We start from the raw sequence: 23369 nt of genomic DNA, 5'->3' as shown, positions 1-23369 counted from the left end.
ACTTTCATTCTTTCATTAAATTTGCTTGTTCAACATCTATATTGCCACGGCTTCTATAATATACAACCAATATTGCAAGCCCAATTCCTGACTCTGCTGCCGCAACAGTCAACACAAACATCACAAAAATTTGCCCAACTATATCATTCATAAAGGCAGAAAAAGCAACTAAGTTGATATTAATTGCCAGCAATAATATTTCTATTGATAACAATATATTGATTATGCTCTTACGGTTGATGAAAATACCGCACACTCCAATAGTGAACAAAACAGCAGCAACTATCAAAAAGTGATTTAATCCTATTTCCATTCTACTCCTTTTCCAAATTTAGCCTTAATCAATTTTACAGATGAAGATTGTGTCAATTGCTTTAATACATTCTGTTTTTTAACTCCTTTTTTCTTGTCCTGCAAAGTAAGAGCAATTGCACCGACAATTGCAACAAGCAGCAGAATACCAGAAAGATGAAAAGCGTACATGTAGTCGGTATACAGCAAATTACCAATAGCTTTCACATTATTGGTATTATAGTTTATAACATTGCTTATATTCGGTGCTGAGCTGCGGATTACAAAGCTGATGACTAGAAAAAACACAACACACAACATAGCACCAAGAGTGTAATGCTTTGCAAAACCCTGGCGCAACCTTATGTAGTCAATATCGAGCATCATAACTACAAAGAGGAACAACACCGCAACCGCACCGATGTATACTATCAGCACCATCATAGCAATGAATTCAGCTCCAAGGAGAATAAAAAGCACTGCAGAGTTAACGAAGGTGAAAATTAAAAATAATACTGCATGCACAGGATTTCTTACACTAATTACGCATACAGCAGATAAAATGCTAAGAATTGCAAAAAAATAAAAGAAAAAAGGCATTGATACTTTAACTGCAACAATAGTTACTAATTTAAAGTGACTATCGTTGTAAAGTCAATATTATATTAAACGTTTGAAAACATTGTACTACAAAGCTCCAGCTCCATTTTAAATTATTATACAGAGCGCTTTCTAAGTGCTTAATCAATACACTAAATCCTTAATTTATCAATATATAATATGTGTATGTTAGTAATTAATGGCGGCTCAAAATGTACAACATATTTGGTTATTTTAAAAGCAACAATAGTTCTAACGCACAAAGTAGCAGACTAGATGGAGAAAGTTATCAATACACCACAAGAGACTATATGACAATTTACTTTAATAACACACTAGCAAGTTTCAGTAGATCATTGAGAGAATTTAAAGAAAAAGCGTATGGATTTATGTATGATATCGGAACTTGGTTGAAAGAAACATATGAAAATCTCACTGAACGACCTGCAACGCATAATCGCTATACCCCAAAAGAAAAACCCCTTGTTGAAGTTGAAGAAATAGAAATGAAGGAACTAAACCGTACATATAAGCCATTCCAAACTCCACTTATCCACCCAACAAGCAGAAGTTCTGGTGCCAATACCTCAAATCAAGTTGTTGTTACTCGACATACACCTGAAACTACTAAAACAAAATAGATGTAAAACCTACGTTTAAATATGTAGTACTTGAGTGAAGCATTCTTTAACTGTTCTATTCAATAAAACCTTTACAATATTTCAATCATAGGTTTAACTTTACGAAGTTATAGCTCTTTTTACAATAATCCGAACAGACCGTGATATGCTACTGGCCTGCTATAGCCATAAACACATATCTTATCGCATTCGGACTATTATAAGAAAGGCTATATAATCTATAGGGCTACGATGAACGATTATCTCTCACTGCTAAATCCAGAACAACAATCAGCTGTAACTAACATAGATGGACCAGTTTTGATACTGGCAGGAGCCGGGACGGGAAAAACAAGAACGATTACTTCAAGAATAGCACACATAATTAGAAACGGTCACGCTTATTCTGATGAGATATTAGCAGTTACATTTACAAATAAAGCAGCAAATGAGATGGTATCAAGGGTACTTGAGCTAACGGGCACAAACATACCATGGCTTGGCACTTTCCATGCAATTGCAGCAAAAATCTTGCGCCTGCACGCAGAAATTGTGGGCTTAAACCCCAATTTTACAATCATTGGTGTGGATGACCAATTACAGGTAATAAAAAATATTATCAATGAAATAAATCCTGATTACCTATCAGAAAAATGTAAGACCATTATGAATATTATTCAGCAATGGAAAGAGAAGTGCTTATTGCCATCTGAAGTGGAAGATATTCAATCATTTAGGCCAGTATATGTAACTGCACTCAAAGTCTATCACCAGTATCAGGAAAGGTTGAAATTCCTTAATTCTGTCGATTTTGGTGACTTATTGCTATATAACATACAGCTCTTTAATCAAAAGACCGAAGTTCTGTCCTACTACCAAAACAAGTTTAAATATGTTATGGTAGATGAATATCAAGATACAAATGCGATACAATATCTTTGGCTAAAATACCTCGCAAAAGAGCACTCAAATATTTGCTGTGTAGGAGATGATGACCAGTCGATATATAGTTGGCGTGGTGCAGAAGTTGAAAATATTTTGAAGTTTTCTGATGATTTTAAAAATGCAAAAACCGTTAAACTAGAGTGTAACTACAGGTCAACATCCCACATACTTGCAACTGCGTCATATGTTATCAATCACAATAAGACTCGCTTAGAAAAAAAATTGTGGACAACAAACATTGAAGGGGCAAAGGTAAATCTAATAAAATTATGGGATGGGAAAGCTGAAGCAAGGTTCATAAGCGAACAGATATTAAAGCTCAATAAATACAGATTTAGTGACATTGCAGTGCTGGTAAGGGCCACTTTTCAAACTAGAGTTCTGGAAGAGTATTTTATAAAATATTCAATTCCCTACAAGATTATAAGTGGCGTAAAATTCTACGAACGTCAGGAAGTCAGGGATATAATTGCATATTTAAGACTTGTTACAAACAATAACGATGACTTAGCTTTCGAAAGGATAGTAAATCGGCCAAAAAGAAGCATAGGGGCTACAACTCTAAAGAAAATATACACGACTGCTCAGGATAACAAAATTTCTTTTTTTGAGGCAGCAAAAATATTAGTTAATAGTAATCAGGTAACCGAAAGAATTAAACTCTCACTCAACGATTTTTTAAATAAAATTAAAGCTTGGGAAGAAATAGTAAGCGTAAAACCACTGCATGAATTCGTTAAAATCGTAGCAAACCAATCAGGATATATTGAAATGCTTGAAAATGAGGAGGTAACAGGCTTAGCACGAATAGAAAATGTTAAAGAGCTCATCTCATCTTTAAAAAATTTCGATAATGCCACAACTTTCTTGGAGCATATAAGTCTGGTGATGGAAGTGGATAATATGAATAACGATGACACCGTATATGTTATGACTCTTCATGCAGCCAAAGGACTTGAATTCCCGTGCGTGTTTCTACCTGGTTGGGAAGAGGGATTATTTCCTCATCAAAGATCTTTTGATGACAAAAGTGGTAAAGCTTTAGAAGAAGAAAGGAGACTCGCATATGTTGGCATAACCAGAGCCAAAGAAAGGTTAATCATTTCATGTGCAGATAGGAGGGAAATTAACAACCAGTGGCAACCGATGCGCACTTCTCGGTTCATTAAAGAATTGCCAAGAAAAAATGTTGAGGTAATTAAAAGCAACATTCCCTACTGTTGAAGCTATAATTGCAGATAAACATATCTTACAAATCTGAATTACTTTAACTATAGCATTTCTCATAATAGTCCGAACAGGTCATAGGAAGGCAGAATCAACAGCACGACGAAAGGATTCGAATAGAGGAATGTTTTTCCTGGCTCTGTTTTTTATAGCAAACCAATGATGCTCAATTTTGTTGAAATCTGGAGAATAAGGCGGCAGATACAAAATTTCTGCACCAACCCCTTTAGCAAGCTCGATAATCTTATCAGACTTATGAAAAGTAGCATTGTCAAGAATGACAGTCTGTCCAGGTTCCAAGATCGGTGTCAAAAATTGCTCAAACCATCCATTAAAAACATCCATATTACAGTGGCCTTCAAAGGTTAACGGAACAACTATCTTTCTTCCACTTAAGGCTGCAACCATACTGATTCGTTGAGTTTTCTTTCCAGATTTTAAGGCATAAAACCGCTGTCCTTTCTGGCAATATCCGTAGGGGTAGTCTTCGGTGTTATCAATGCCAGACTCATCTATATACACTAAGTTTTTAGGTTCTTTTGTCGCTATAATTTTCAAAAATTCAGCACGTTTTTCTTCGTTTCTTCCCTTGTATCCATATGTCTTTTTTTGCGCGTAAATCCAATTTTTTTAAGGGCTCGATAGATCGTTTGGATACTAACGTTGTTCCAAAGTTTAGCCATTTCCGATAGAGTCTTTCCTCCGTGTTCTCTGGCAAATTTGGCAAACGTATCCCAGTCGGTAATTTTGTGATTGTAACCCCCATTTCCAAGTTTTTTTGATTGAAAGTCTCCTGTTTCTTTTCTTCTTTGCCGCCACTCCCATAAAGTAGTTCGTCCAATCTTAAATCTTGCTGCCACTGTTTCTCTGCTTTCTCCTTCGTCTAGCGCTTCCATTGCTTTTTTTCTTAAATCATAACTATATGCTGCTGGCATTCAACCTCCTTATCATCATCTACCCTTATCCTATCACATCCGGACTTTTATGGAAAGAGCTATATTTTTATCAATTCTGCAATCATTTATCTTAATATTAAGTTTTTTTTGATGCTTGTGAATAGCTGATAACTGCCAAACCTCTTCCTATTTGTTGCAAATACCCTTTTATAAACCCGACTGTTTGTCTTAAACCAATTCTAAAGAAACTGACGATTATATGCACCAAAATCACAACTTTATCACTATAAATATAGTTGCCGCCCTGCATTTTTGGACAATTCTCGTACCAATTTTCTATGGCGTCATTGATATAACAAAAAATGCTTCCTCTTTCTTGGAGAAATTTGTTATATTCATGGCAGTTACTGACTCTCATTTTTTGTGGCATATTTTTTCTTCAACAGTTAAATGGCTATTTATAATGAATTTTGTCAGTAACTGCCAGTTCTTTTCACTTGAGCGATGCAACAAAGCCCACTGAGATCCAGGAAAGTTTGCTTGTAAGCAAGCAAACTAGAATGGAAAGTTTATACTAAATGAATGTTTTTGATGAGGTTGCACAGAAGCTGGATCCCAGTGTCAAGCACTGGGATGACATCATCCTTTTTTGGATTCCAGACTGGAATGACAGCAGTCCTACGTCATACCGCCGCGGTATTTCCAGATCCCGCTAACACGTAGCGGGATGATGGTTGTCAGGGTGTTGTCCAAGTAGCCTCTTTCTTGTCATCCCAGTGCCCAGACACTGGGATGGCTTTGTTGCATCGCTACTTATGAAAGGCTAACTATAGCCTTTCATATAATAGTCCGAATGCGATAAGATATGTGTTTATGGCTATAGCAGGCCAGTAGCATATTACGGTCTGTTCGGATTATTGTAAAAAGAGCTATATAATTAGGATTATAAGCAACTTATTGAAAATCTTGTTTTTTTTGCAATCAATCTGATCAAATTTAAGAATAGTAACTTGTTATTTGTATTAATAAATTTAATTCTATTGAAAATAGCTAAAGCATTGAAATTCTTGAATTTTAGCCGGATTAGTGAGTGGTAGTGAAATTTCTTTTACTCAAATTTAGGTATTCACTGACCGTTCTTGTTATAAATACCAGAATAATAAGCTACTGATATTCTCTACCTTTTTTATCTTTAATCCATCATAGCTAGCGATGCAACAAAGCCCACTGGCATCCAGGAAACTTAACTTTACACCAGGTAATAAGAACTGGATTCCAGCGTCACGCGCTGGAATGACAGCAGTCCTACGTCATACCGCGATTCATTCGCGGTATCTCAGCCGCTAACAAGAGATCCCGCTAACAAGTAGTGGGATGACGGTTGTCGTTCAGCCACAAACATTAAGAAATTTACCAAATGAAAAAAAAGGCAAAAGAAGCCCTGGGGTTATTATCCGCTTTAAAATATTGGCGTTTTTTATGTTTTAAACGCTTGACAAGCGAAATTCAGCTGCTTTTAATTGCAACTAACTTACGCTGCAAACGTTTAAGAAATTTACTAAGCAGAAAAAAAGACAAAGAATCCCCGAGTTAGCTAGTCTTTTACTATCTCTGTCGAGTATTGGCATTTTTTGATGTCTTGTAACGCTTTATAAGCGCGTTCAGCTTATTTAGATAAAAATCTAGATGTAGATGAAGTTTTGTAAAGACATACAGTATCTATGTACTGCAAAAAATTAAACATAAGACGCCGATACATTAAGTAACCCTTACCTTTTAATCTGCAGATTGGCGAAAGCAAATACAATAGCTTCAGTTTCATGATAAGGGGACTGGCGAAGGGTGTCAAGCAAGTTTTTGACGAAATGATTTTGAAAGTAAAGAGCGGGAGAAGGGGTTCGAACCCTCGACCTCAACCTTGGCAAGGTTGCGCTCTACCAACTGAGCTACTCCCGCAATTAAATTAACCTAAATTTACTTAGTTATAGGCATATACAGCGATTTGTAAACCCCGTGTACACGAAAAATGTGAGAGCCCATAAATTTGCGTGGTTCCTTCTATGATCTTTCGTATACTTAAGGCTTATTTTTGATTATCATAAGTTTTTAATTATTCCACAAAGCTTTATGGGAATATTTTTATATAAAGACGACTTGCCAGCTAGTTCAATACCAGATGATATAAGGTCTATAGCTGTTGATACCGAGGCAATGGGGCTACTTCATAGCAGAGATAGATTATGCCTTGTGCAGCTCTCTTTTAATGATGGCAACGCTCACTTAGTTCAACTCAAGAACGATTATACAGCGCCAAATTTGAGAAAAATATTAGAGGATAAAAATATAACTAAAATATTTCACTTCGCGCGATTTGATGTGAGCATAATACGTTATTACTTGGAAACTTGGGCACTTCCGTGCTATTGCACAAAGATAGCTTCACGTTTAGTTCGCACTTACACAGATAATCATAGCTTAAAAGAGTTGTGCTTAGAGCTGCTTGATACCAAACTAAATAAGCAGCAGCAATCTTCTGATTGGGGAAATGAAAATTTAACAGACAAACAAAAAAGTTATGCTGCATCTGATGTTTTGTATCTCCACAGGATAAAGGAAAAGCTAGACTTAATGCTGGAACGTGAAAATAGAAAAGAATTGGCCCAAAAGTGCTTTGAATTTCTTCCTACTCGTATTGAGTTAGACTTAATGGGTTGGGAAAACGTGGATATCTTTAACCACCAGATGTAATAGAAGTTTTTTGTTTGTGCAAAACACTTTAGGGCAATTTTTCAAGCTCTGCGGTAAGAATTTAGTTGATTAACTGCTAATAGATACGCTATATTTTGCAAAAATTTAGGTATTTTATGAGTGATGATATTACATCGGTAAATGATCAAAATTTCAAATCTGAAGTCACTGACTATAAAGGGTTCGTGCTGGTAGATTTTTGGGCAGAATGGTGTGGGCCATGCAAAAGTCTAATGCCACGTATAGAACAATTGGCTAAGGATAGAAAAGGCAAGATTAAGATCTGCAAATTCGACATAGATGAAGGGACTGAAGTGCCAAGTAAGTATGGAGTGCAATCTATACCCACTTTAATCATATTTCAAGATGGTAAGGAAATTGCACGCAAAATTGGTGCAACAAATGATTTGTCAAGTTGGGTTGATAGTGAAATAAGCTAATAGACAAATTTGCTTTTGTGTGTATTATAAATATTGATAAAAGGGATTGTAGCTCAGTCGGTTAGAGCAGTTCGCTCATAACGAATTGGCCGTAGGTTCGAGTCCTACCAATCCCACCATTGTATTGATCTTAGCATGATCGTAACAATGAGAAAACTATAGTATATGAACTATATATTAATGTAATGGGGGAAATGATGGAATTTACTAAGTCTCTAAATAACAAGTTAAATGAATTGCACTTACTAAATCATCCATTTTACCAGTCATGGAATACAGGAAGCTTAAGCTTGCAAGCTTTACAAACCTATGCTAAAGAATATTATCACCACGTTGCTGCGTTTCCTCGTTGCATCAGTGGTATACATTTTTTGTGCCCAGATCTAAAAATGCGACAGGTTTTACTTGGTAATTTAATAGAAGAGGAACAAGGTGATGAAAATCATCCAGAATTATGGCAACGTTTTGCTGAAGGGCTTGGCGTTGCGCAATCTGATCTTCGTGAAAGTGCACAGATTAAAGAGACACAGGAGTTAGTTGATGGTTACTTTGATATTGTAAGATCAGGTTTTGCGGCAGGTCTTGGAGCCTTGTACGCTTACGAACGTCAAACTCCAGAGGTTTCCAAGTCTAAAATTGAAGGTTTAAAAAAACACTATTCAATAAGTGATGAGCGTTCTCTTCAATTTTTTACGGTCCATATGCATGCTGATGAATGGCATTCTGAGGAATGTGCAAATCTTATTGAAGATCTAGATGAAAAAGAGCAAGATAAAGTTATGCAGGGTGCTCAAAAGGGAGCAAGGCTCTTGTGGGGTTTTCTTGATGGAATGATGAATGCTAGCGTGTGTTAGTAGTTGTAAGTAGCTTAAACTCAGTGATGTTGGAATGCAATGTCTGCATGTAATCTTCTTATATCTGACTTACGGCTTTGGGTTCATTTAGGCTATAGTGCAGAAGAGAAGTATCATTCTCAATTAGTTAGTGTTAATATTGATTTTACCTTTAAATCCCCCCCTTTAGGACTTACAACTGACCGGCTTGAGGATACTATATGCTACTTGGAGGTAGTTCAGAGTATTCAATCTCTCGTTCAAAGCAAGCAATTCAACTTAATCGAGCATTTAACTCATGATATATACAGGACCATTAATAACCTTGTGATGCAAAAAAAGCTTATTATTTCTTCTATAGGCGTAACTATTCACAAAGTTGCACCACCTGTCCCCAGTGTGCATGGAGGTGTTTTCTTTACTTATCGTAATGCGTTGCAAGAATGATTTACATTTCTATTGGCTCAAATATGGGGAATCGCTTTTCCCATTTACAAAAGGCTGCTCAGTTACTGCAGGAACGCTATTTTAAAAATTTAAAATCTTCAATTATTCTGGAAACTAAGGCTATTTTACCAAATGATGCTCCACCTGGGTGGGACAGGCCATTTCTAAATATGGTTGTGTATGGAAGTTGTTCTTCTTCTCCTGAAGAGCTGTTAAAGGGCCTTAAACAAATTGAATGTGACATTGGCCGTCTGCAGGTCTATGAAAAATGGGCACCTCGCGTTATTGATTTGGATATTTTGTTATGGGATGACCTGACACTTGATACACCCTACCTTAAGATTCCTCACCCAGAATTGATAAACAGACCATTTTTGCTTCACTTGATGGCAATGCTGAGTCCCATGGCAGTAGTTAACAAAACGTTTGGTACTGTTAACCCTAACATTAAGGATTGCTTTTTAAGGAGTTTTACGCTTTCACCAGAGCTTATAGGTATTGTCAATATTACTCCTGATTCATTTTCAGATGGTGGTCTTTATTATGATGCAGATCAAGCAACCAAGCAGGCACTGCGGCTGTTATCAGATGGTGCAAGCATAGTTGAACTTGGTGCTCAATCAACAAGACCTGGCTCCTCAATACAAACTCCAAAAGCAGAGTATGCACGCTTAAAACCAGTACTTGATGACCTTAATCAATATATGAAAGTTGGTGACATTAAAGTCAGCATTGATAGTTTCTGGCCAGATGTTATTTTGAACGTTTTGGAGCACTACAACATTGCTTGGGTAAACGATCAGAAGGGAGATCTAGATGATAATACCTTAAAAGCGATTGCTAGCAGTGGATGTAGTATCGTTATTATGCATTCACTCTCCATACCACCATATAGTGACAACATTATCCCAAGTGACATTGATCCAATTGATACCATAAATAATTGGGCAGAAAGGAACATTAATAGATTACTAGCTCTAGGTTTTGATCAAAGCTCGATCATTATTGATCCTGGTATTGGTTTTGGCAAATCTCTATATCAGAATATCTGGATTTTACGCAATATAGAAGCATTGCAAAGTTTTGGCTGCAAAGTTCTGGTTGGTCATTCTAGAAAGTCATTTATTTCTTCTTTTTCTATAGAACCTGTCTTTAACCGAGATTTAGAAACAATTGCTTTATCATCTGCATTGCACAACAAGGTTGATTTCCTTCGAGTGCATAATGTGCGTGATCACATGCGATTTTTTGTAGCTCAAGCTGCTTTACAGGGATGCTAGTTATCGGAATTATGGCTGTTGATCCCAAGGGGGTAATTGGAATAAATAATGGATTGCCCTGGCATTATCCAAGTGAGTTAGATCATTTTCGTCAGGTGACTGACAAACAAGTTATTGTTATGGGGAGAAAGACATTTGAAACTATGCCTCAAGACATATTAGGGAATCGTATTCCTATTGTTTTTTCTCGTGACAAATTAAATTCTTGTTTTAACAGAGGGGTAAAATGCACTATTATTTCTTCTATGCAAGAGTTTTTGTCAATCCAAAGTAATTGGAGTTACCCTCAAATCTTTATGATTGGTGGAGCACAAATAGCGCATCTTTTTTTAGAATATAATCTAATTTCAGAGTTTATCATAACAAAAATTCACAAACCCTATAAAGGTGATGTATATTTCAACTTAACGCTTCTTGATGGATGGCATAAAACTATTCTCACCAAAACGAAAGATTATACTATATGTAGGCTAATACGTTAATATGCATGTTAAAGCAATTTATACCCACCGCATTGAATGTGGGGAAGTATTAGAGCAGGTTCTTGATCGCTATGTTTCAGAGTTGCTAGGAGAGGAAGTTGTTCTTGCTATCACATCAAAAATCATTTCTATTTGTCAAAAACAAGTGGTTTGCAAAACTGCTTGTTCTAAAGAAGAGCTAATCAAAAGAGAAGCTGATGCAATTGTTGATGTAGACCATAATTCTTACGGCATCTATTTAACAATCAAAGACAATATCTTAATTCCATCTGCTGGTATTGATGAATCAAATGGTAATGAAATGTATATTTTATACCCAAAGGATGTTCAGAAAACAGCTCTATCAATATGGAACTATCTCAAGACAAAACACTGCATAAAACATCTTGGTATTTTGATTACAGATAGTAACATAACACCTATGCGTCGTGGGGTTACGGGCGTTGCTCTTGGTTGGTGTGGATTTAAACCACTTTATTCCTATATAGGCAAGCCAGATCTTTATGATCAACCACTGCAAGTAACACAAGTCAATCTTCTTGATGCGTTGGCAACGTCTGCTGTTTTAGTTATGGGAGAAGGGGCGGAGCAAACACCAATGGCAATAATTAGTGGCGCACCAAAGATTCACTTTCTTACTCGTCCGCCAACTACAGAAGAAGAAAAAAGTGTGAAGATATCTATGGAAGAGGACCTTTACTCTCCTCTCCTCATGCGAGCCCGCTGGTTAAAGAGAAACTTAAAAATTTGCTATTAGACTTCTTGCATAACCATATAACATTGGGAATAGAAACGAAAAAACTTGCTTGACACCCTCCGCCAGTCCCCTTATCATGAAACTGAAGCTATTGTATTTGCTTTCGCCAATCTGCAGATTAAAAGGTAAGGGTTACTTAATGTATCGGCGTCTTATGTTTAATTTTTTGCAGTACATAGATACTGTATGTCTTTACAAAACTTCATCTACATCTAGATTTTTATCTAAATAAGCTGAACGCGCTTATAAAGCGTTACAAGACATCAAAAAATGCCAATACTCGACAGAGATAGTAAAAGACTAGCTAACTCGGGGATTCTTTGTCTTTTTTTCTGCTTAGTAAATTTCTTAAACGTTTGCAGCGTAAGTTAGTTGCAATTAAAAGCAGCTGAATTTCGCTTGTCAAGCGTTTAAAACATAAAAAACGCCAATATTTTAAAGCGGATAATAACCCCAGGGCTTCTTTTGCCTTTTTTTTCATTTGGTAAATTTCTTAATGTTTGTGGCTGAACGACAACCGTCATCCCGCTACGTGTTAGCGGCTAAGAGATACCGCGGCGGTATGACGGTTCGCGCGGTGGCATGACCTCGTCATCCCGCTACGTGTTAGCGGGATCTATGCTTTGAGATACCGCGAATGAATCGCGGTATGACATAGGGAACCCTTTCTTGGGTTAGCTATAGATTTACTTCGCATATTCAGCTAATTTTTATTACAATTACAACAAAATAATTTTGGCTTTGATGAAAACTGTATATGTATGTCAATCCTGTGGTCATAGCACTGGCAGGTGGGTAGGGAAGTGTATTGCATGTGACAATTGGGATACAGTTGTTGAGGAAATAGCAGTAAAAACGAGCAAAAGAAGTATATCTGCACCAATTTTAATAAAGACGTTATCGGGTAGCGAAATTATCACTCCAAGTCGTTTTTTAACAGGAATAGAAGAATTAGATAGAGTTTTTGGTGGGGGTATCGTTCAAGGTGCTAGCATTTTAATTGGTGGCGAACCTGGAATTGGGAAATCCACCCTTTTGCTTAGAATTGCAGCTAATGTTGTGCAACTTTCCTCTTTTGAATGTCTTTATGTATCTGGCGAGGAATCTTTAGAGCAAGTGAGTCTCAGAGCAAAGCGTCTTAAGATAAATGAACCTAAAATTAAGCTTTTATCTACAGTGTCTTTAACTGATGTAGTAGCAACAATAAAGGAAAATAAAAGTATTAAATTCTTAGTAATTGACTCTATACAAACAATGTATGATAGCAGAATTACATCAGCACCAGGAACTGTAACTCAGGTCCGCACTTGCGCACATGAATTAACCATTCTTGCGAAACAATATGGTATTTCCCTCTTAATAGTTGGCCATATAACTAAGGATGGACAAATAGCTGGGCCTAAAACTTTGGAGCATATGGTGGATACGGTATTATATTTTGAAGGTGAAAATAGCAATCAATACCGCATTTTGCGTACTATTAAGAATAGATTTGGCCCTGCAAATGAAATTGGTGTTTTTGAGATGTCTGAAGCAGGACTTGTGCCTGTTGATAACCCATCATCATTGTTTCTGATGGCCCATGACAGAGAAGTAGTTGGCAGCGCCGTATTTGCAGGAATTGAAGGTTCAAGACCAATTTTAATGGAAGTGCAAGCATTAATAGCAGGAACTAATATGGCAACCCCAAGAAGGGCAGTAGTTGGGTGGGATATTAATAGATTGGCTATGATCATCGCAGTGCTAAATGCTCGTTGCAAAATGTTTTTGCATGATAAAGAGGTATACCTAAACATTGCAGGGGGACTCAAAATACAGGAACCATCGGCTGATCTTGCTGTTGCTGCTTCCCTTATTTCAAGTGTAGTAAATTTACCGCTGCCAACTTCTTCAATAATCTGCGGTGAAGTTGCACTTTCAGGAGAAATTAGGAATGTCTCGCATGCTGATCTCAGACTAAAAGAAGCACAAAAGTTAGGATTCAAAAAAGCAATTATGCCTAAAAATGGTAATTACTCTTCTCACGATATTGAGATAATTAAGCTCGGTCACGTAAGGGAATTAAGAGAAATTTTTAATTACAATTAAATAACGCTTCAGCAAATTCTTTGCTAGTAAACTCCCTTAAGTCCTCTATATTTTCGCCAATTCCTATAGCATGTAACTTTATCTTATAAGCTTCTGCAAGTCCAATTACCACTCCACCCTTAGCAGTGCCATCTAGCTTTGTTACGATTAGCCCGGTAACATTAACCATTTTGCTAAATGCTTCTAATTGGCTATAAGCATTTTGGCCGGTAGTTGCATCAAGAACTAAAATAACATCATGAGGGGCAGTGTCATCCAATTTCTTTATCGTTCTATATATTTTTGATAACTCCTCCATAAGGTTCACATTATTTTGCAGCCTTCCTGCTGTGTCAATTAGAACAACATCAACGTTGTCTTTTATAGCTTGACTTACAGCTCTGTATGCAACACTTGCAGAGTCGCTACCGTACTCTCCAGTAACAATTAAGCAATCAGAACGTTCTGCCCAAATGTTTAATTGCTCACTAGCAGCCGCTCTAAATGTATCGCATGCAACAAGCATAACGGATTTTCCCATTTCCTTATATTTATATGCAAGCTTACCTATAGTTGTGGTTTTACCGTTACCGTTTACTCCGCATACCATTATTATATGTGGTTTTTTATTTAAAATTAACGGCTGTACAACTGGGCTCAATATAGCTTCTATTTCGTTCATTAACTGCTGCGAGATAATATTATGTTCAACTTCCTTGTCAAACTTGATGCTTGTGAGCCTATCGATAATCAACTTAGAAGTTTTATGACCAATGTCCATGCTAATTAGCAATTCTTCTAGCTCGTCTAAAAGCGACTGGTCTAATTTTTTTTTGCCAGAGAAAATACTTTTCACTCCGTCGCTAAAGCGAGAAGAAGTTTTTAACAGGCCTTTATAAAGATTACCAAATAAACTCAAGGGAATGCTCCTTTTAAAATTACAATATAAAGAATGACATGCAATGAGTGTATTTGTAAAGTTAAATACACTCACTTTTGTGTTATTCTGTGAGTAAAATATACCGTTTGCTAGTGTATTTTACTTTAGTTTTTAACCTAAATATGTTATAATGTAGAATAGCGCTTCACAGGTAATTTTATGAGTTATAATGAGAAAATTTTAGATCATTACGAAAATCCAAGGAATGTTGGCTCTCTGGATAAAAATGATCCAAGTGTTGGCACTGGTCTAGTTGGTGCACCATCGTGCGGTGATGTAATGAAATTGCAGATAAAGGTCAATGACAAAGGTGTTATTGAAGATGCAAAATTTAAGACTTTTGGCTGCGGTTCTGCCATTGCTTCAAGTTCCTTGTTAACAGAGATGATAAAGGGAAGAACCATCAGTGACGTTACACAGATAAAGAATACTCAAATAGTGGAAGAGTTGTCTTTACCTCCAGTGAAGATACACTGTTCGGTACTTGCTGAAGATGCTATAAAGGCTGCTATTCATGATTATCAAAGTAAGCAAAAGAATTAAGAAGCATGAGTGAATATCAAGAAGTAGGCGGAGGTGAAACTGTAAAAAAGAATAAAAAACTTATCACTATAACTGCGGAAGCAGTAGAAAGGATAAGGTATTTATTGGACCAAAAGAAGCATACTAACCTTGAGAAACCGGAAGAAGCAATAGGAATAAGAGTGCTAATTAAGCAAAAAGGATGTTCTGGTTTAAAATATGATATTGAATATGCATATGATACTCGTCCTTTAGAGTCGGTAATTGAAGAAAACTGTAGTGATGGCCAAAAAGTTAAAGTGTTGATCGACCCAAAATCCGTCATGTTTATTCTTGGCTCTGAAATGGATTATGTAGAAGAGAAATTTTCATCGGGTTTTGTTTTCAAAAATCCTAATGAGAAAGGAAAATGTGGTTGTGGAGAGAGTTTTCATGTCTAGCAACTATTTTGCATTGTTTGAAATTGAACCAGCTTTCAATATCAGCTTTGATGAGTTAGAGAAAAAATATATTGAGCTAAGCAAGACTGATATAAATGAAAGACAGTCCAAAAACATGAAAAATATCAACAAAGCTTATCAAGTGCTAAAGTCACCACTAGAACGTGCTGAGCATTTGTTGAATCTTTTTGGTGTGGGAAGCCCAAAGGATCATCCAAATTCTGAAATATTAAATGAATCAATGGAAATAAGAGAGTACTTACTAGACTGCGATGATCTACAATTTGCAAGCAGGACAATTGATGAAAAAATAAAAGATTGCGTTAAAAACCTAATTAACACTTTTGCTGTAAAGAATTTTGATGGAGCTGCTACACAAGTCTTAAGATTGAAATATTTATATAAGTCATTTGAGGAGGTGAAAAAGAATGCAACCAATTCAAATTTCTGAACCAAATTCAAGTGAAGTAGTTTTTGGTATAGACCTTGGCACCACCAATTCTTTGATTGCTATGGTAAATAAAGCTGGCAACGTGGAGATATTTAAAGATGAACAAGGAAGAGAACTGCTGCCTTCTGCTCTTTCATATGAAAATAATACATTGAAAACTGGCTACGATGTCGGTCAAAATGCAATCTACTCAATAAAGCGTTTAATGGGTAAAAGTGTTGAAGAATTAAATAAAGAAGGCGTCAATTTTGAAATAGATCATGAAAGCGAAAAAGTTATTAGAATAAAATGCGCAGAGGAAAAGTATCTTACTCCTATTGAGATTTCTGCTGAGATATTAAAAGCTTTACGTGAGAGGGTAAAAAAGTCTAAGGGGCTGGAAGTAAAAAAAGCAGTGATTACTGTGCCAGCTTACTTTGACGATTCAGCACGTAACGCAACTAAATATGCGGCAAAATTAGCTGGCATAGAAGTTCTTCGCCTCGTTAACGAGCCAACCGCTGCAGCGCTTTCTTACTCCATTGAAAAGAACAATAGCAGTGGAATATATGCAGTGTATGACCTTGGTGGCGGAACGTTCGATATTTCGATATTGAAATTGCACCAAGGAGTGTTTCAAGTCCTTGCGGTTGGTGGTGACACCAACCTCGGCGGTGATGATTTTGATCATTTGCTGAGTTCAATTGTGATTGATAAGTATAGAGAAAAGACGGCCAAGCAACTAAATTCCTTACTTATCGAATCACGCTCTGTGAAAGAGTACCTAAGCAATCACACTATAGGTATCTTCGAATTTAATGTTAACGGCAAGCCGTTTGAGTGCGAAATTACCAGAGAAGAATTCGAGCAGGCAATCAGTTCTTTGGTTAATAGGACTATCAATATAGTCACTCGTACTATAAGTGATATAGATCTTAAAATTGACGATATAAGAGGAGTAATTTTAGTTGGTGGTGCAACTAGAACACCATTGGTTCAAAACTCACTAGTTAAACTCTTTGGAAATAAAGTACTAAATGACGTGGATCCAGATAAAGCAGTTGCCATTGGGGCAGCTCTGCAGGCTCATGATTTAACTTCGAGCTCAAAAGATAGGAATATTCTCCTGGATGTTTTACCTCTATCACTTGGCATAGAAACTATGGGAGGCATAGTTGAAAAAATCATACCAAGAAATACGCCACTGCCAGTTTCAGAAACAAAAGAGTTTACAACTTATATTGATGGGCAAACAGCAATGAAAATTCATGTTTGTCAGGGAGAACGTGAAATGATAGAGGATAACAAATCTCTAGCGCAGTTTGAACTAAAAGGTATACCTCCACTGCCTACAGGTTCTGCAAGAGTTGAAATAGAATTTACAGTTAACGTTGACGGAATCTTGACTGTTACTGCAAGAGAAAAAACTACTGGAATTGAGCAGACAGTTAAAGTAAATTCAAGTTTTGGCTTGAGTGAAGCTGATGTTCAAAATATGGTTAACCAGTCAATAAACAGTTTTGACGAAGATATGAAGGCTCGTTCCCTTGCAGGTGCTAAAATTAATGGAAATAAACTCATACACTTGGTTGAAAACAATAATAACCTTTCCACTGATCAAAAGTTGAAAAACCTATTACAAAATGCAAAAAACGCTTTACAAGGCAATGACTTGAATGAAATTAACAACACTATCGCCGAGTTAGAAAATTCTTCTTTAGAGTTGTGTGAATTAACAAATAGGTAGAAAAAGCTTACACAACCTTGTGCAATACCCTATTTAATCTCAAAGCAACAGGTAACCTGAAATTAAATGGTAACCAATCGACCTTTCCTAATTTAAATGATAAACCAACTATGCTTACACGCCCAATGATATTTTCCATTGGTACAAAACCAACTTCAGGAAACCTACTATCTAAAGAATTATTTCTATTGTCTCCCATAACGAAAAATTGATCGTTAGGTACATAATAAACCGGAGTGTTATATGATAGCTTATTAGAAATGTCATCTACCAAAATCTCATGTTCCTTGCCACTTAAAAGCGTTTCTATATATCTTGGTATGTTACGATTTGACTCATAATCAAAAAAACTTTCAATTTGCCTTCGCTCTACTTTCTGATCATTTAGGTATAATTCTCCCTCTATCATTTGCACTTTGTCACCTGGTGTTCCTATTACTCGCTTAACAAACCTGATGCTGTAATTTCTTGTGGGTTTGAAAACTACTATGTCGCCACGCTTTGGAGGGGTATAAAAAATCCTGCCGCTAAAAATGTTTGGAGAAAATGGAAAGGAGTGTTTACTGTAACCGTATGAATATTTACTAGTAAAAATGTAATCCCCTTCAAGTAGGGTGCTTTTCATTGAACCAGAAGGTATATGAAATGGCTCGAATAAAAAACTACGTATTGATAGCGCAATCAACAGTAAAAAAAACAATGAAGATAAAAATCTTCCCGTTCTTATCACCCAGTTTTTGCTTAGTTCTTCCAACTTTTCCAACTTTGTTTTTCTTATAGATTAAGCTTATTATAATACATAAATTAAAAAATGGTAATATGAAATTTTACTTGTGAATGTTATTCCTCTATTCAAAACAATTTTGAAAAGGCGGTTCATTTCTTTCAACGGTGTCATCCAAGTAGCGTGACACATAACTGTACGAACATTGCAATTTGCAGGTGGCAGATGAAAGTAGCTGATGCACATCTGTACGAACATTTGCTTTTGTTAAGGTATAGCTCTTTTTACAATAATCCGAACAGACCGTAATATGCTACTGGCCTGCTATAGCCATAAACACATATCTTATCGCATTCGGACTATTATAAGAAAGGCTATAGTTAGCCTTTCTTAAGTAGCGATGCAACAAAGCCATTCCAGTGTCAGCTACTTTCATAACACCATATTATAGCCTTTCTTATAATAGTCCGAATGCGATAAGATATGTGTTTATGGCTATAGCAGGCCAGTAGCATATTACGGTCTGTTCGGATTATTGTAGAAAGAGCTATAGGATTATAAGCAAACTATTGAAAATCTTGTTTTTTTGCAATCAATCTGATCAAATTTAAGAATAGTAATTTGTTATTTATATTAATAAATTTAATTCTATTGAAAATAGCTAAAGCATTGAAATTCTTGAATTTTAGCCGGATTGGTAAATGGTAGTGAAATTTCTTTTACTCAAATTTAGGTATTCATTGACCGTTCTTGTTATAAATACCAGAATAATAAGCTACTGATATTCCCTATCTTTTTTATCTTTAATCCATCATAGCTAGCGATGCAACAAAGCCCACTGGAATCCAGGTTGTAACCGTTCACGGATTGTGAGAATGAATAAAGAACTAAGCAGTCGTAACTTTTGGAAGGGATTTTGGCCATTGAGACGTGATGTCAAAAATATCGACAACATTCTTTCCACAAATCTTTCTCCATGTTCCGACCAGGTGAAAAAGCTGTTTTTACGATAGCCGTCTAATTTGCCGTTCTGCAAGGTTGTTGATTGACTTCAGGCTTTCGTAAAAACTTCCACACCATATCCTCGGCCTTAACATCTTAATGGCCATTCTCAAACCATTCACAAGCCTTGTCATTTCATTCCCCCCCTTTTTGCATTAGTTGTGTAGCATCTTTTAATATTAGCAAGGCCTATAATAGTGCAACACTGCCTTACGTATTGCCAATCCAAATTCTACTTGCTGTAAAATAACACAATCTGCTACATCGCTGCTAATCTCAATCCCTCTGTTTATTGGCCCTGGGTGCATAACAATCGCATCTGGTTTTGCGTATGATAGCTTTTGTGAATCAAGTCCATACAAATAAAAATATTCTTTCTCTGAAGAACTATTATTCATGCGCTCTTTCTGCAATCTCAAAAGCATAATTACGTCAGCATCCTTTATACCTTCAATTAATGAATAATGGACTGAATCTACTTCAGGAAAATGCTTACAAATCAAAGTTGGTGGTGCGACCAAGTTTATCTCTGCTCCAAACATTTTTAGCAATCTTATATTTGATCTTGCAACTCTACTGTGCAGAATATCTCCACATATCACAACTTTGAGGTCCTTTATTTGCTTTTTGTGATTGCTGATTACAAGATAGTCTGCAAGAGCTTGAGTTGGATGTTCACTACTTCCATCGCCTGCATTGATTAGCGAGCAGTTAACATACTTTGCCAGTGTATTAATGATACCACTACTTTTATGCCTGATTATTATGTAATCAGGATTCATTGCATTTAATGTTTTGATCATGTCTTTTAGATCTTCTCCCTTGTTAATAGAAGAAGATCTTATTGGCAAAGTTACAACATTTGCTCCAAGGCTTTTTGCTGCTATTTCAAAAGACGCAAGTGTACGCGTTGAATCTTCAAAGAATAAATTTATTACTGTCTTATTTTCCAAGATATGACTATTTGCAACTTCTTTTTTAAGGTACTGGTTGGCCAACTTAGTTATATTTTCTACATCATCGACTGTAAGGTCTGAGATGTTTAACAAATTCCTTCTCTTGTTCATAGTTTCCTTTTCAACTACTTGAACCTATTCTACTTTCTTATTACCTTTTTTCAATAGACTTCTTGTGCAGCAATTGTTTTGGTGAAAGAACGGAAAAAGATAGTAAAGTCAAAATTAAGTTAGAAGGAAGAAAAAGTTCAGCGAGTCAAGAGTAAGGTATATTAGCATAAATCTTTCATCCCAATGTTTAGTGGCGCTGGGGATTACTTCCACTTACACTCATCCGCTATCATAACAGCCTCAAAAAGATGCTTCTCAAGTTCACTTAGAGGCAAATCACTTTGTGAATAATTTCCCCAAGATTTTAGTATATCGGAAGTTTCAACGCCTTCAATAATAGGATATTCTTGGTTTTTTTTAGCGTATAACTCTTGAGCCTGCTTGCTTACTAAAAATTCCAATAAGACTATAGCATTTTCCCTGTTTTTTGCGTTTTTTGTTACTGCTGCACCACTGATGTTTACCATTACACCGTGATCGTTGCGATTAGGAAAAAAAGCCCCTAGCTTGTCTGCAACATTCTTTTTATTTTCTGATGAAAGAATTCTCGCAAAGTAGTAGCTGTTTACTATTGCAACATCTCCCTCACCCGCTGCTACGGCGTAAATTTGATCAGTATCACCACCACTTGGTTTTCTTGCCATATTGCTCACAATTCCGCTTACCCATTCTTTCGTCTTTTCAAAACCATTATTTGCAATCATAAAAGCAATTAACGATCTGTTATATGGACTTGTAGAAGAACGCACTAATATTTTTCCTTTCCATTTTTCATTTGCTAAATCTTCATAAGTACTTAAGTCCTTAGGGTCTACTGACTCTTTATTGTAAACCAATATCCTAGCTCTTTTTGTAAGACCAAACCAATAATCTTCACTGTCTCTAAATCTTGCAGGTATAACACTTTTTAAAACCTCTGAATCTACTTGAGATAAAAGTCCTCTTTTTTTTGCTAGAATTAAGTTGATTGCATCAGCAGTCAAAAATAAGTCAGCTTCACCACCGTTTTCCATTCGTGAAAGTAGCTGAGAATAATCATCAATGATGTAACGTACTTTAATACCTGTATTTTTCGTGCATTCATCAAACAAAGTACGTACTAATTCTTCTTTGCGCGATGAATAAACATTTACCACTTGTGAGTCATTAGTTCCGTCGTTTCTGTATAAATAAGTAATAACTATCAATATAATTGCTATTAAGGATGTGAATATAAAGGCTTTTTTCATATTGGATAAAAAATAACTTCTTTCAGTTAAAGTTACCAAGATGGTACAACTTTAGCAAGTGTAAAGTTCGTTAGATAAATCATAAAAACTTCCTTGACAAGCTTCGCCGGCCCCCTTATCATGAAACTGAAGGTATTCAGTTATCTTCATCTGTGCAGATTAAACAGCAAGAAAACAACGTAGTTGGCGTCTTATTTTTAATTTTTTGCACTATGTGCACCTTATGTCTTCACAATATTTCTAGGTTTTTACCTACACAAGCTGAAACGCGCTATTTAAAACATTAAAAAACGCCAACTTAAAAAATGGATAGTGAATAACTAGCTACCCTAGGGTTTCTTTTGCCTTTTTTTCTGTTTAGTAAATTGTATCCGTTCAGCGGAGTGGTAGAATAAGGTAGACAAAGTGATCTAAAAAGATAATCATAGAGCAAAAGTGAGGTAATATGGTAAACCTTTTAGAACTTTGCAAAAATTTACAGCAAAAAATAGAAAAACTGAAAGCAGAGATAGAAAACTTAAAAACAGAAAGTAAAGCTTTAAAGATAGAGAACGCTGAATTAAAGGAAAGGCTCGGTTTAAATTCAAAAAACTCATCCCTGCCCAGCTCAAAAGAGCTATACAAAATAAAAAAGGACAAGCCAAAAAGCGAAAGGAATGTTGGCGATCAGGTTGGGCATAAAGGAAATTTTCATGCCACAATGGAAGCGGATAAAGTAGTAAAAATAGAGTTGCCTAATATTTGCGAATGCGGAGGAGAGCTTGTAATATGCGAAAACCTTATGTTCACCAAAAAGTTGATCTTCCGGAAATTAGGCCTTATGTAGTAATTGGAACATGGTCGTTGTTGGAGATGCAGAAAAAGAAAAAGTAGCAAGTTACCAGAAGGTGTTACGCCAGATACATTTGGTCCAAGGGTTAAGTCTATAATTGCAGCACTCAGCGGATTTTACAAAAACTCAAAGCGTGAAGTGGCTAGTATCATAAATGACATTTTTAATTTGAACATAAGTGTTGGCAGCATATCAAATCTTACTATTACCCACAAATATGAGGTTCGTGAGCAATTCGCCATCCTTCTGCTAAATCAAAGAGATGTTTATATCCTTTCAAAAGAACATAAGGTCCTGGTTCTGGGTCATTTTTTCCTGCTAAATGGCCTCCAAGTTCATGAAACAGCTTCTTTTATGTTGGGAACTACACTTGGACATGGTTTTCTGTGTATTTTAACGTATAAAACTTTCCATTCCTCTTCAGCTAATAAGGTAGTATAGCTCTTTTTACAATAATCCGAACAGACCGTAATATGCTACTGGCCTGCTATAGCCATAAACACATATCTTATCGCATTCGGACTATTATAAGAAAGGCTATACATGGTAATGTTGGGTTAGCTCTTGCAATTGATGTAATAAAGAAGATCCTCCAAGCAATAATACTCACAACTGTTAGATATCTCATTAGTCTTTCTGCTATTCCAAGCCTACATTCTTCAACTTTGAGACCGAATTTAAAATTTTATGTAATATCTCTATTTTCCATCTAAGGCAATTGTAAGTTAAAAACGTGATATAAAAGAGATAAGAGAGAAAGATAACCCTGCTCACTAGGAATAGCGGGCGTGCGCGACCGAAAG

At 36.1% G+C, this 23369-nt stretch carries 22 protein-coding genes, 2 tRNA genes and 4 pseudogenes; 16 read left to right on the top strand and 12 right to left on the bottom strand.

The window, feature by feature from the left end; all coding sequences use genetic code 11:
- Nucleotides 1-4 precede the first annotated feature (4 nt).
- Both nuoK and OPR46_RS06195 read right to left on the bottom strand, forming a co-directional pair.
- A complete protein-coding gene (nuoK, locus tag OPR46_RS06200) occupies nt 5-313 on the bottom strand; it encodes an NADH-quinone oxidoreductase subunit NuoK (protein WP_265043311.1) in 309 nt (102 codons plus the stop codon).
- Nucleotides 304-891: an NADH-quinone oxidoreductase subunit J gene (locus OPR46_RS06195; RefSeq protein ID WP_264338039.1), complete on the bottom strand. Its 588-nt coding sequence runs from the start codon at nt 889-891 to the stop codon at nt 304-306. The genes nuoK and OPR46_RS06195 overlap by 10 nt, the downstream gene beginning before the upstream one ends.
- A 212-nt stretch (nt 892-1103) precedes the next feature.
- On the opposite strand from OPR46_RS06195, the gene OPR46_RS06190 reads away from it, so the two are divergent.
- The gene (locus OPR46_RS06190) at nt 1104-1532 is read left to right on the top strand and encodes a WD_0964 family protein (protein WP_010082321.1); all 429 of its coding nucleotides are present in this window, start codon (nt 1104-1106) and stop codon (nt 1530-1532) included.
- A gap of 231 nt (nt 1533-1763) precedes the next feature.
- Entirely contained in the window at nt 1764-3680 is a 1917-nt protein-coding gene (locus OPR46_RS06185) for an ATP-dependent helicase (protein ID WP_265043308.1), read from the top strand.
- 78 nt (nt 3681-3758) lie between these two features.
- Here the strand turns inward: OPR46_RS06185 and OPR46_RS06180 are convergent.
- From OPR46_RS06180 to OPR46_RS06170, 3 genes and pseudogenes are all read right to left on the bottom strand, one after another.
- Nucleotides 3759-4618, bottom strand: a protein-coding gene (locus tag OPR46_RS06180) for an IS630 family transposase (protein WP_265043306.1) whose coding sequence is annotated in 2 segments (ribosomal slippage) — nt 3759-4294 and nt 4294-4618 — 861 coding nt in all. Because the reading frame shifts where the segments join, the coding sequence is not laid out codon by codon here.
- Between the two features lie 42 nt (nt 4619-4660).
- Nucleotides 4661-5009: pseudogene (locus OPR46_RS06175) on the bottom strand (transposase); the annotation flags it as partial.
- A 1453-nt stretch (nt 5010-6462) separates the two neighbouring features.
- Nucleotides 6463-6535, bottom strand: a tRNA-Gly gene (locus OPR46_RS06170).
- A 171-nt stretch (nt 6536-6706) separates the two neighbouring features.
- Between OPR46_RS06170 and OPR46_RS06165 the strand changes: the two genes are divergently transcribed.
- From OPR46_RS06165 to radA, 9 genes are all read left to right on the top strand, one after another.
- The gene (locus OPR46_RS06165; protein WP_010962900.1) at nt 6707-7327 is read left to right on the top strand and encodes a ribonuclease D; all 621 of its coding nucleotides are present in this window, start codon (nt 6707-6709) and stop codon (nt 7325-7327) included.
- Between the two features lie 116 nt (nt 7328-7443).
- Complete coding sequence (gene trxA / locus OPR46_RS06160; RefSeq protein WP_007548839.1) at nt 7444-7767, top strand: thioredoxin; 324 nt, start codon at nt 7444-7446, stop codon at nt 7765-7767.
- A gap of 42 nt (nt 7768-7809) precedes the next feature.
- Nucleotides 7810-7886: transfer RNA gene (locus OPR46_RS06155), tRNA-Ile, on the top strand.
- A gap of 78 nt (nt 7887-7964) precedes the next feature.
- Entirely contained in the window at nt 7965-8621 is a 657-nt protein-coding gene (locus OPR46_RS06150) for a CADD family putative folate metabolism protein (RefSeq protein ID WP_265043304.1), read from the top strand.
- A gap of 39 nt (nt 8622-8660) precedes the next feature.
- Nucleotides 8661-9047: a dihydroneopterin aldolase gene (locus OPR46_RS06145; RefSeq protein ID WP_007548841.1), complete on the top strand. Its 387-nt coding sequence runs from the start codon at nt 8661-8663 to the stop codon at nt 9045-9047.
- Nucleotides 9044-10327 (top strand): dihydropteroate synthase, encoded by a 1284-nt coding sequence (folP, locus tag OPR46_RS06140; RefSeq protein WP_265043302.1) that lies wholly within the window; start codon nt 9044-9046, stop codon nt 10325-10327. The genes OPR46_RS06145 and folP overlap by 4 nt, the downstream gene beginning before the upstream one ends.
- Entirely contained in the window at nt 10321-10809 is a 489-nt protein-coding gene (locus OPR46_RS06135; protein WP_265043300.1) for a dihydrofolate reductase, read from the top strand. Before folP ends, OPR46_RS06135 begins: the two co-directional genes overlap by 7 nt.
- Nucleotide 10810: 1 nt before the next feature.
- Nucleotides 10811-11566 (top strand): putative folate metabolism gamma-glutamate ligase, encoded by a 756-nt coding sequence (locus OPR46_RS06130; RefSeq protein WP_265043297.1) that lies wholly within the window; start codon nt 10811-10813, stop codon nt 11564-11566.
- 744 nt (nt 11567-12310) lie between these two features.
- Nucleotides 12311-13654, top strand: a complete 1344-nt coding sequence (gene radA, locus OPR46_RS06125; protein WP_264723993.1) for a DNA repair protein RadA — start codon at nt 12311-12313, stop codon at nt 13652-13654.
- Here radA and ftsY read toward each other — a convergent pair.
- The gene (ftsY, locus tag OPR46_RS06120) at nt 13641-14552 is read right to left on the bottom strand and encodes a signal recognition particle-docking protein FtsY (RefSeq protein ID WP_155969582.1); all 912 of its coding nucleotides are present in this window, start codon (nt 14550-14552) and stop codon (nt 13641-13643) included. The genes radA and ftsY overlap by 14 nt on opposite strands.
- A gap of 180 nt (nt 14553-14732) precedes the next feature.
- Between ftsY and iscU the strand changes: the two genes are divergently transcribed.
- The 4 genes from iscU to hscA are packed head-to-tail and all read left to right on the top strand — an operon-like array spanning nt 14733 to nt 17712.
- The gene (iscU, locus tag OPR46_RS06115; protein WP_151808025.1) at nt 14733-15116 is read left to right on the top strand and encodes a Fe-S cluster assembly scaffold IscU; all 384 of its coding nucleotides are present in this window, start codon (nt 14733-14735) and stop codon (nt 15114-15116) included.
- A gap of 5 nt (nt 15117-15121) precedes the next feature.
- Complete coding sequence (locus OPR46_RS06110; RefSeq protein WP_182309603.1) at nt 15122-15535, top strand: HesB/IscA family protein; 414 nt, start codon at nt 15122-15124, stop codon at nt 15533-15535.
- A complete protein-coding gene (locus OPR46_RS06105; RefSeq protein WP_320109369.1) occupies nt 15528-15986 on the top strand; it encodes an iron-sulfur cluster co-chaperone HscB C-terminal domain-containing protein in 459 nt (152 codons plus the stop codon). The genes OPR46_RS06110 and OPR46_RS06105 overlap by 8 nt, the downstream gene beginning before the upstream one ends.
- Complete coding sequence (gene hscA / locus OPR46_RS06100; protein WP_265043293.1) at nt 15964-17712, top strand: Fe-S protein assembly chaperone HscA; 1749 nt, start codon at nt 15964-15966, stop codon at nt 17710-17712. Before OPR46_RS06105 ends, hscA begins: the two co-directional genes overlap by 23 nt.
- A 7-nt stretch (nt 17713-17719) precedes the next feature.
- On the opposite strand, the gene lepB is transcribed toward hscA, so the two are convergent.
- The 4 genes from lepB to OPR46_RS06080 form a co-directional block, all read right to left on the bottom strand.
- A complete protein-coding gene (gene lepB / locus OPR46_RS06095) occupies nt 17720-18466 on the bottom strand; it encodes a signal peptidase I (RefSeq protein WP_265044108.1) in 747 nt (248 codons plus the stop codon).
- A 283-nt stretch (nt 18467-18749) separates the two neighbouring features.
- Nucleotides 18750-18872, bottom strand: a complete 123-nt coding sequence (locus OPR46_RS06090) for a hypothetical protein (protein ID WP_265043292.1) — start codon at nt 18870-18872, stop codon at nt 18750-18752.
- A gap of 745 nt (nt 18873-19617) precedes the next feature.
- Complete coding sequence (locus OPR46_RS06085) at nt 19618-20505, bottom strand: aspartate carbamoyltransferase catalytic subunit (protein ID WP_006280416.1); 888 nt, start codon at nt 20503-20505, stop codon at nt 19618-19620.
- Between the two features lie 203 nt (nt 20506-20708).
- Nucleotides 20709-21734, bottom strand: coding sequence for an extracellular solute-binding protein (locus OPR46_RS06080; RefSeq protein WP_265043290.1), 1026 nt, complete (start codon nt 21732-21734; stop codon nt 20709-20711).
- 445 nt (nt 21735-22179) lie between these two features.
- Here OPR46_RS06080 and OPR46_RS06075 point away from each other — a divergent pair.
- Nucleotides 22180-22764, top strand: a pseudogene (locus tag OPR46_RS06075) (DUF6444 domain-containing protein); the annotation flags it as partial.
- 7 nt (nt 22765-22771) lie between these two features.
- Here the strand turns inward: OPR46_RS06075 and OPR46_RS06840 are convergent.
- Nucleotides 22772-23003 (bottom strand): annotated as a pseudogene (locus OPR46_RS06840) (IS4-like element ISWosp2 family transposase); the annotation flags it as partial.
- A gap of 104 nt (nt 23004-23107) precedes the next feature.
- Nucleotides 23108-23283 (bottom strand): annotated as a pseudogene (locus OPR46_RS06835) (IS4-like element ISWosp2 family transposase); the annotation flags it as partial.
- Between the last annotated feature and the right edge of the window lie 86 nt (nt 23284-23369).

It is taken from the genome of Wolbachia endosymbiont (group A) of Scambus nigricans (assembly GCF_947251485.1).
GTDB classification, from domain to species: domain Bacteria; phylum Pseudomonadota; class Alphaproteobacteria; order Rickettsiales; family Anaplasmataceae; genus Wolbachia; species Wolbachia pipientis.
Note: the sequence above shows the minus strand (reverse complement) of the source record. Positions and strands in the feature narration are given on the sequence as shown.

Coding starts and splice junctions, on each gene's coding strand:
- hscA (WP_265043293.1), top strand. CDS start 15,964: ATGCAACCAATTCAAATTTCTGAACCAAATTCAAGTGAAGTAGTTTTT.
- OPR46_RS06080 (WP_265043290.1), bottom strand. CDS start 21,734: ATGAAAAAAGCCTTTATATTCACATCCTTAATAGCAATTATATTGATA.
- iscU (WP_151808025.1), top strand. CDS start 14,733: ATGAGTTATAATGAGAAAATTTTAGATCATTACGAAAATCCAAGGAAT.
- trxA (WP_007548839.1), top strand. CDS start 7,444: ATGAGTGATGATATTACATCGGTAAATGATCAAAATTTCAAATCTGAA.
- OPR46_RS06190 (WP_010082321.1), top strand. CDS start 1,104: ATGTACAACATATTTGGTTATTTTAAAAGCAACAATAGTTCTAACGCA.
- OPR46_RS06145 (WP_007548841.1), top strand. CDS start 8,661: ATGTCTGCATGTAATCTTCTTATATCTGACTTACGGCTTTGGGTTCAT.
- OPR46_RS06105 (WP_320109369.1), top strand. CDS start 15,528: ATGTCTAGCAACTATTTTGCATTGTTTGAAATTGAACCAGCTTTCAAT.
- OPR46_RS06185 (WP_265043308.1), top strand. CDS start 1,764: ATGAACGATTATCTCTCACTGCTAAATCCAGAACAACAATCAGCTGTA.
- OPR46_RS06135 (WP_265043300.1), top strand. CDS start 10,321: ATGCTAGTTATCGGAATTATGGCTGTTGATCCCAAGGGGGTAATTGGA.
- OPR46_RS06150 (WP_265043304.1), top strand. CDS start 7,965: ATGGAATTTACTAAGTCTCTAAATAACAAGTTAAATGAATTGCACTTA.
- OPR46_RS06110 (WP_182309603.1), top strand. CDS start 15,122: ATGAGTGAATATCAAGAAGTAGGCGGAGGTGAAACTGTAAAAAAGAAT.
- OPR46_RS06165 (WP_010962900.1), top strand. CDS start 6,707: ATGGGAATATTTTTATATAAAGACGACTTGCCAGCTAGTTCAATACCA.
- OPR46_RS06130 (WP_265043297.1), top strand. CDS start 10,811: ATGCATGTTAAAGCAATTTATACCCACCGCATTGAATGTGGGGAAGTA.
- OPR46_RS06085 (WP_006280416.1), bottom strand. CDS start 20,505: ATGAACAAGAGAAGGAATTTGTTAAACATCTCAGACCTTACAGTCGAT.
- OPR46_RS06090 (WP_265043292.1), bottom strand. CDS start 18,872: ATGAAAGTAGCTGACACTGGAATGGCTTTGTTGCATCGCTACTTAAGA.
- radA (WP_264723993.1), top strand. CDS start 12,311: ATGAAAACTGTATATGTATGTCAATCCTGTGGTCATAGCACTGGCAGG.
- folP (WP_265043302.1), top strand. CDS start 9,044: ATGATTTACATTTCTATTGGCTCAAATATGGGGAATCGCTTTTCCCAT.
- OPR46_RS06195 (WP_264338039.1), bottom strand. CDS start 891: ATGCCTTTTTTCTTTTATTTTTTTGCAATTCTTAGCATTTTATCTGCT.
- nuoK (WP_265043311.1), bottom strand. CDS start 313: ATGGAAATAGGATTAAATCACTTTTTGATAGTTGCTGCTGTTTTGTTC.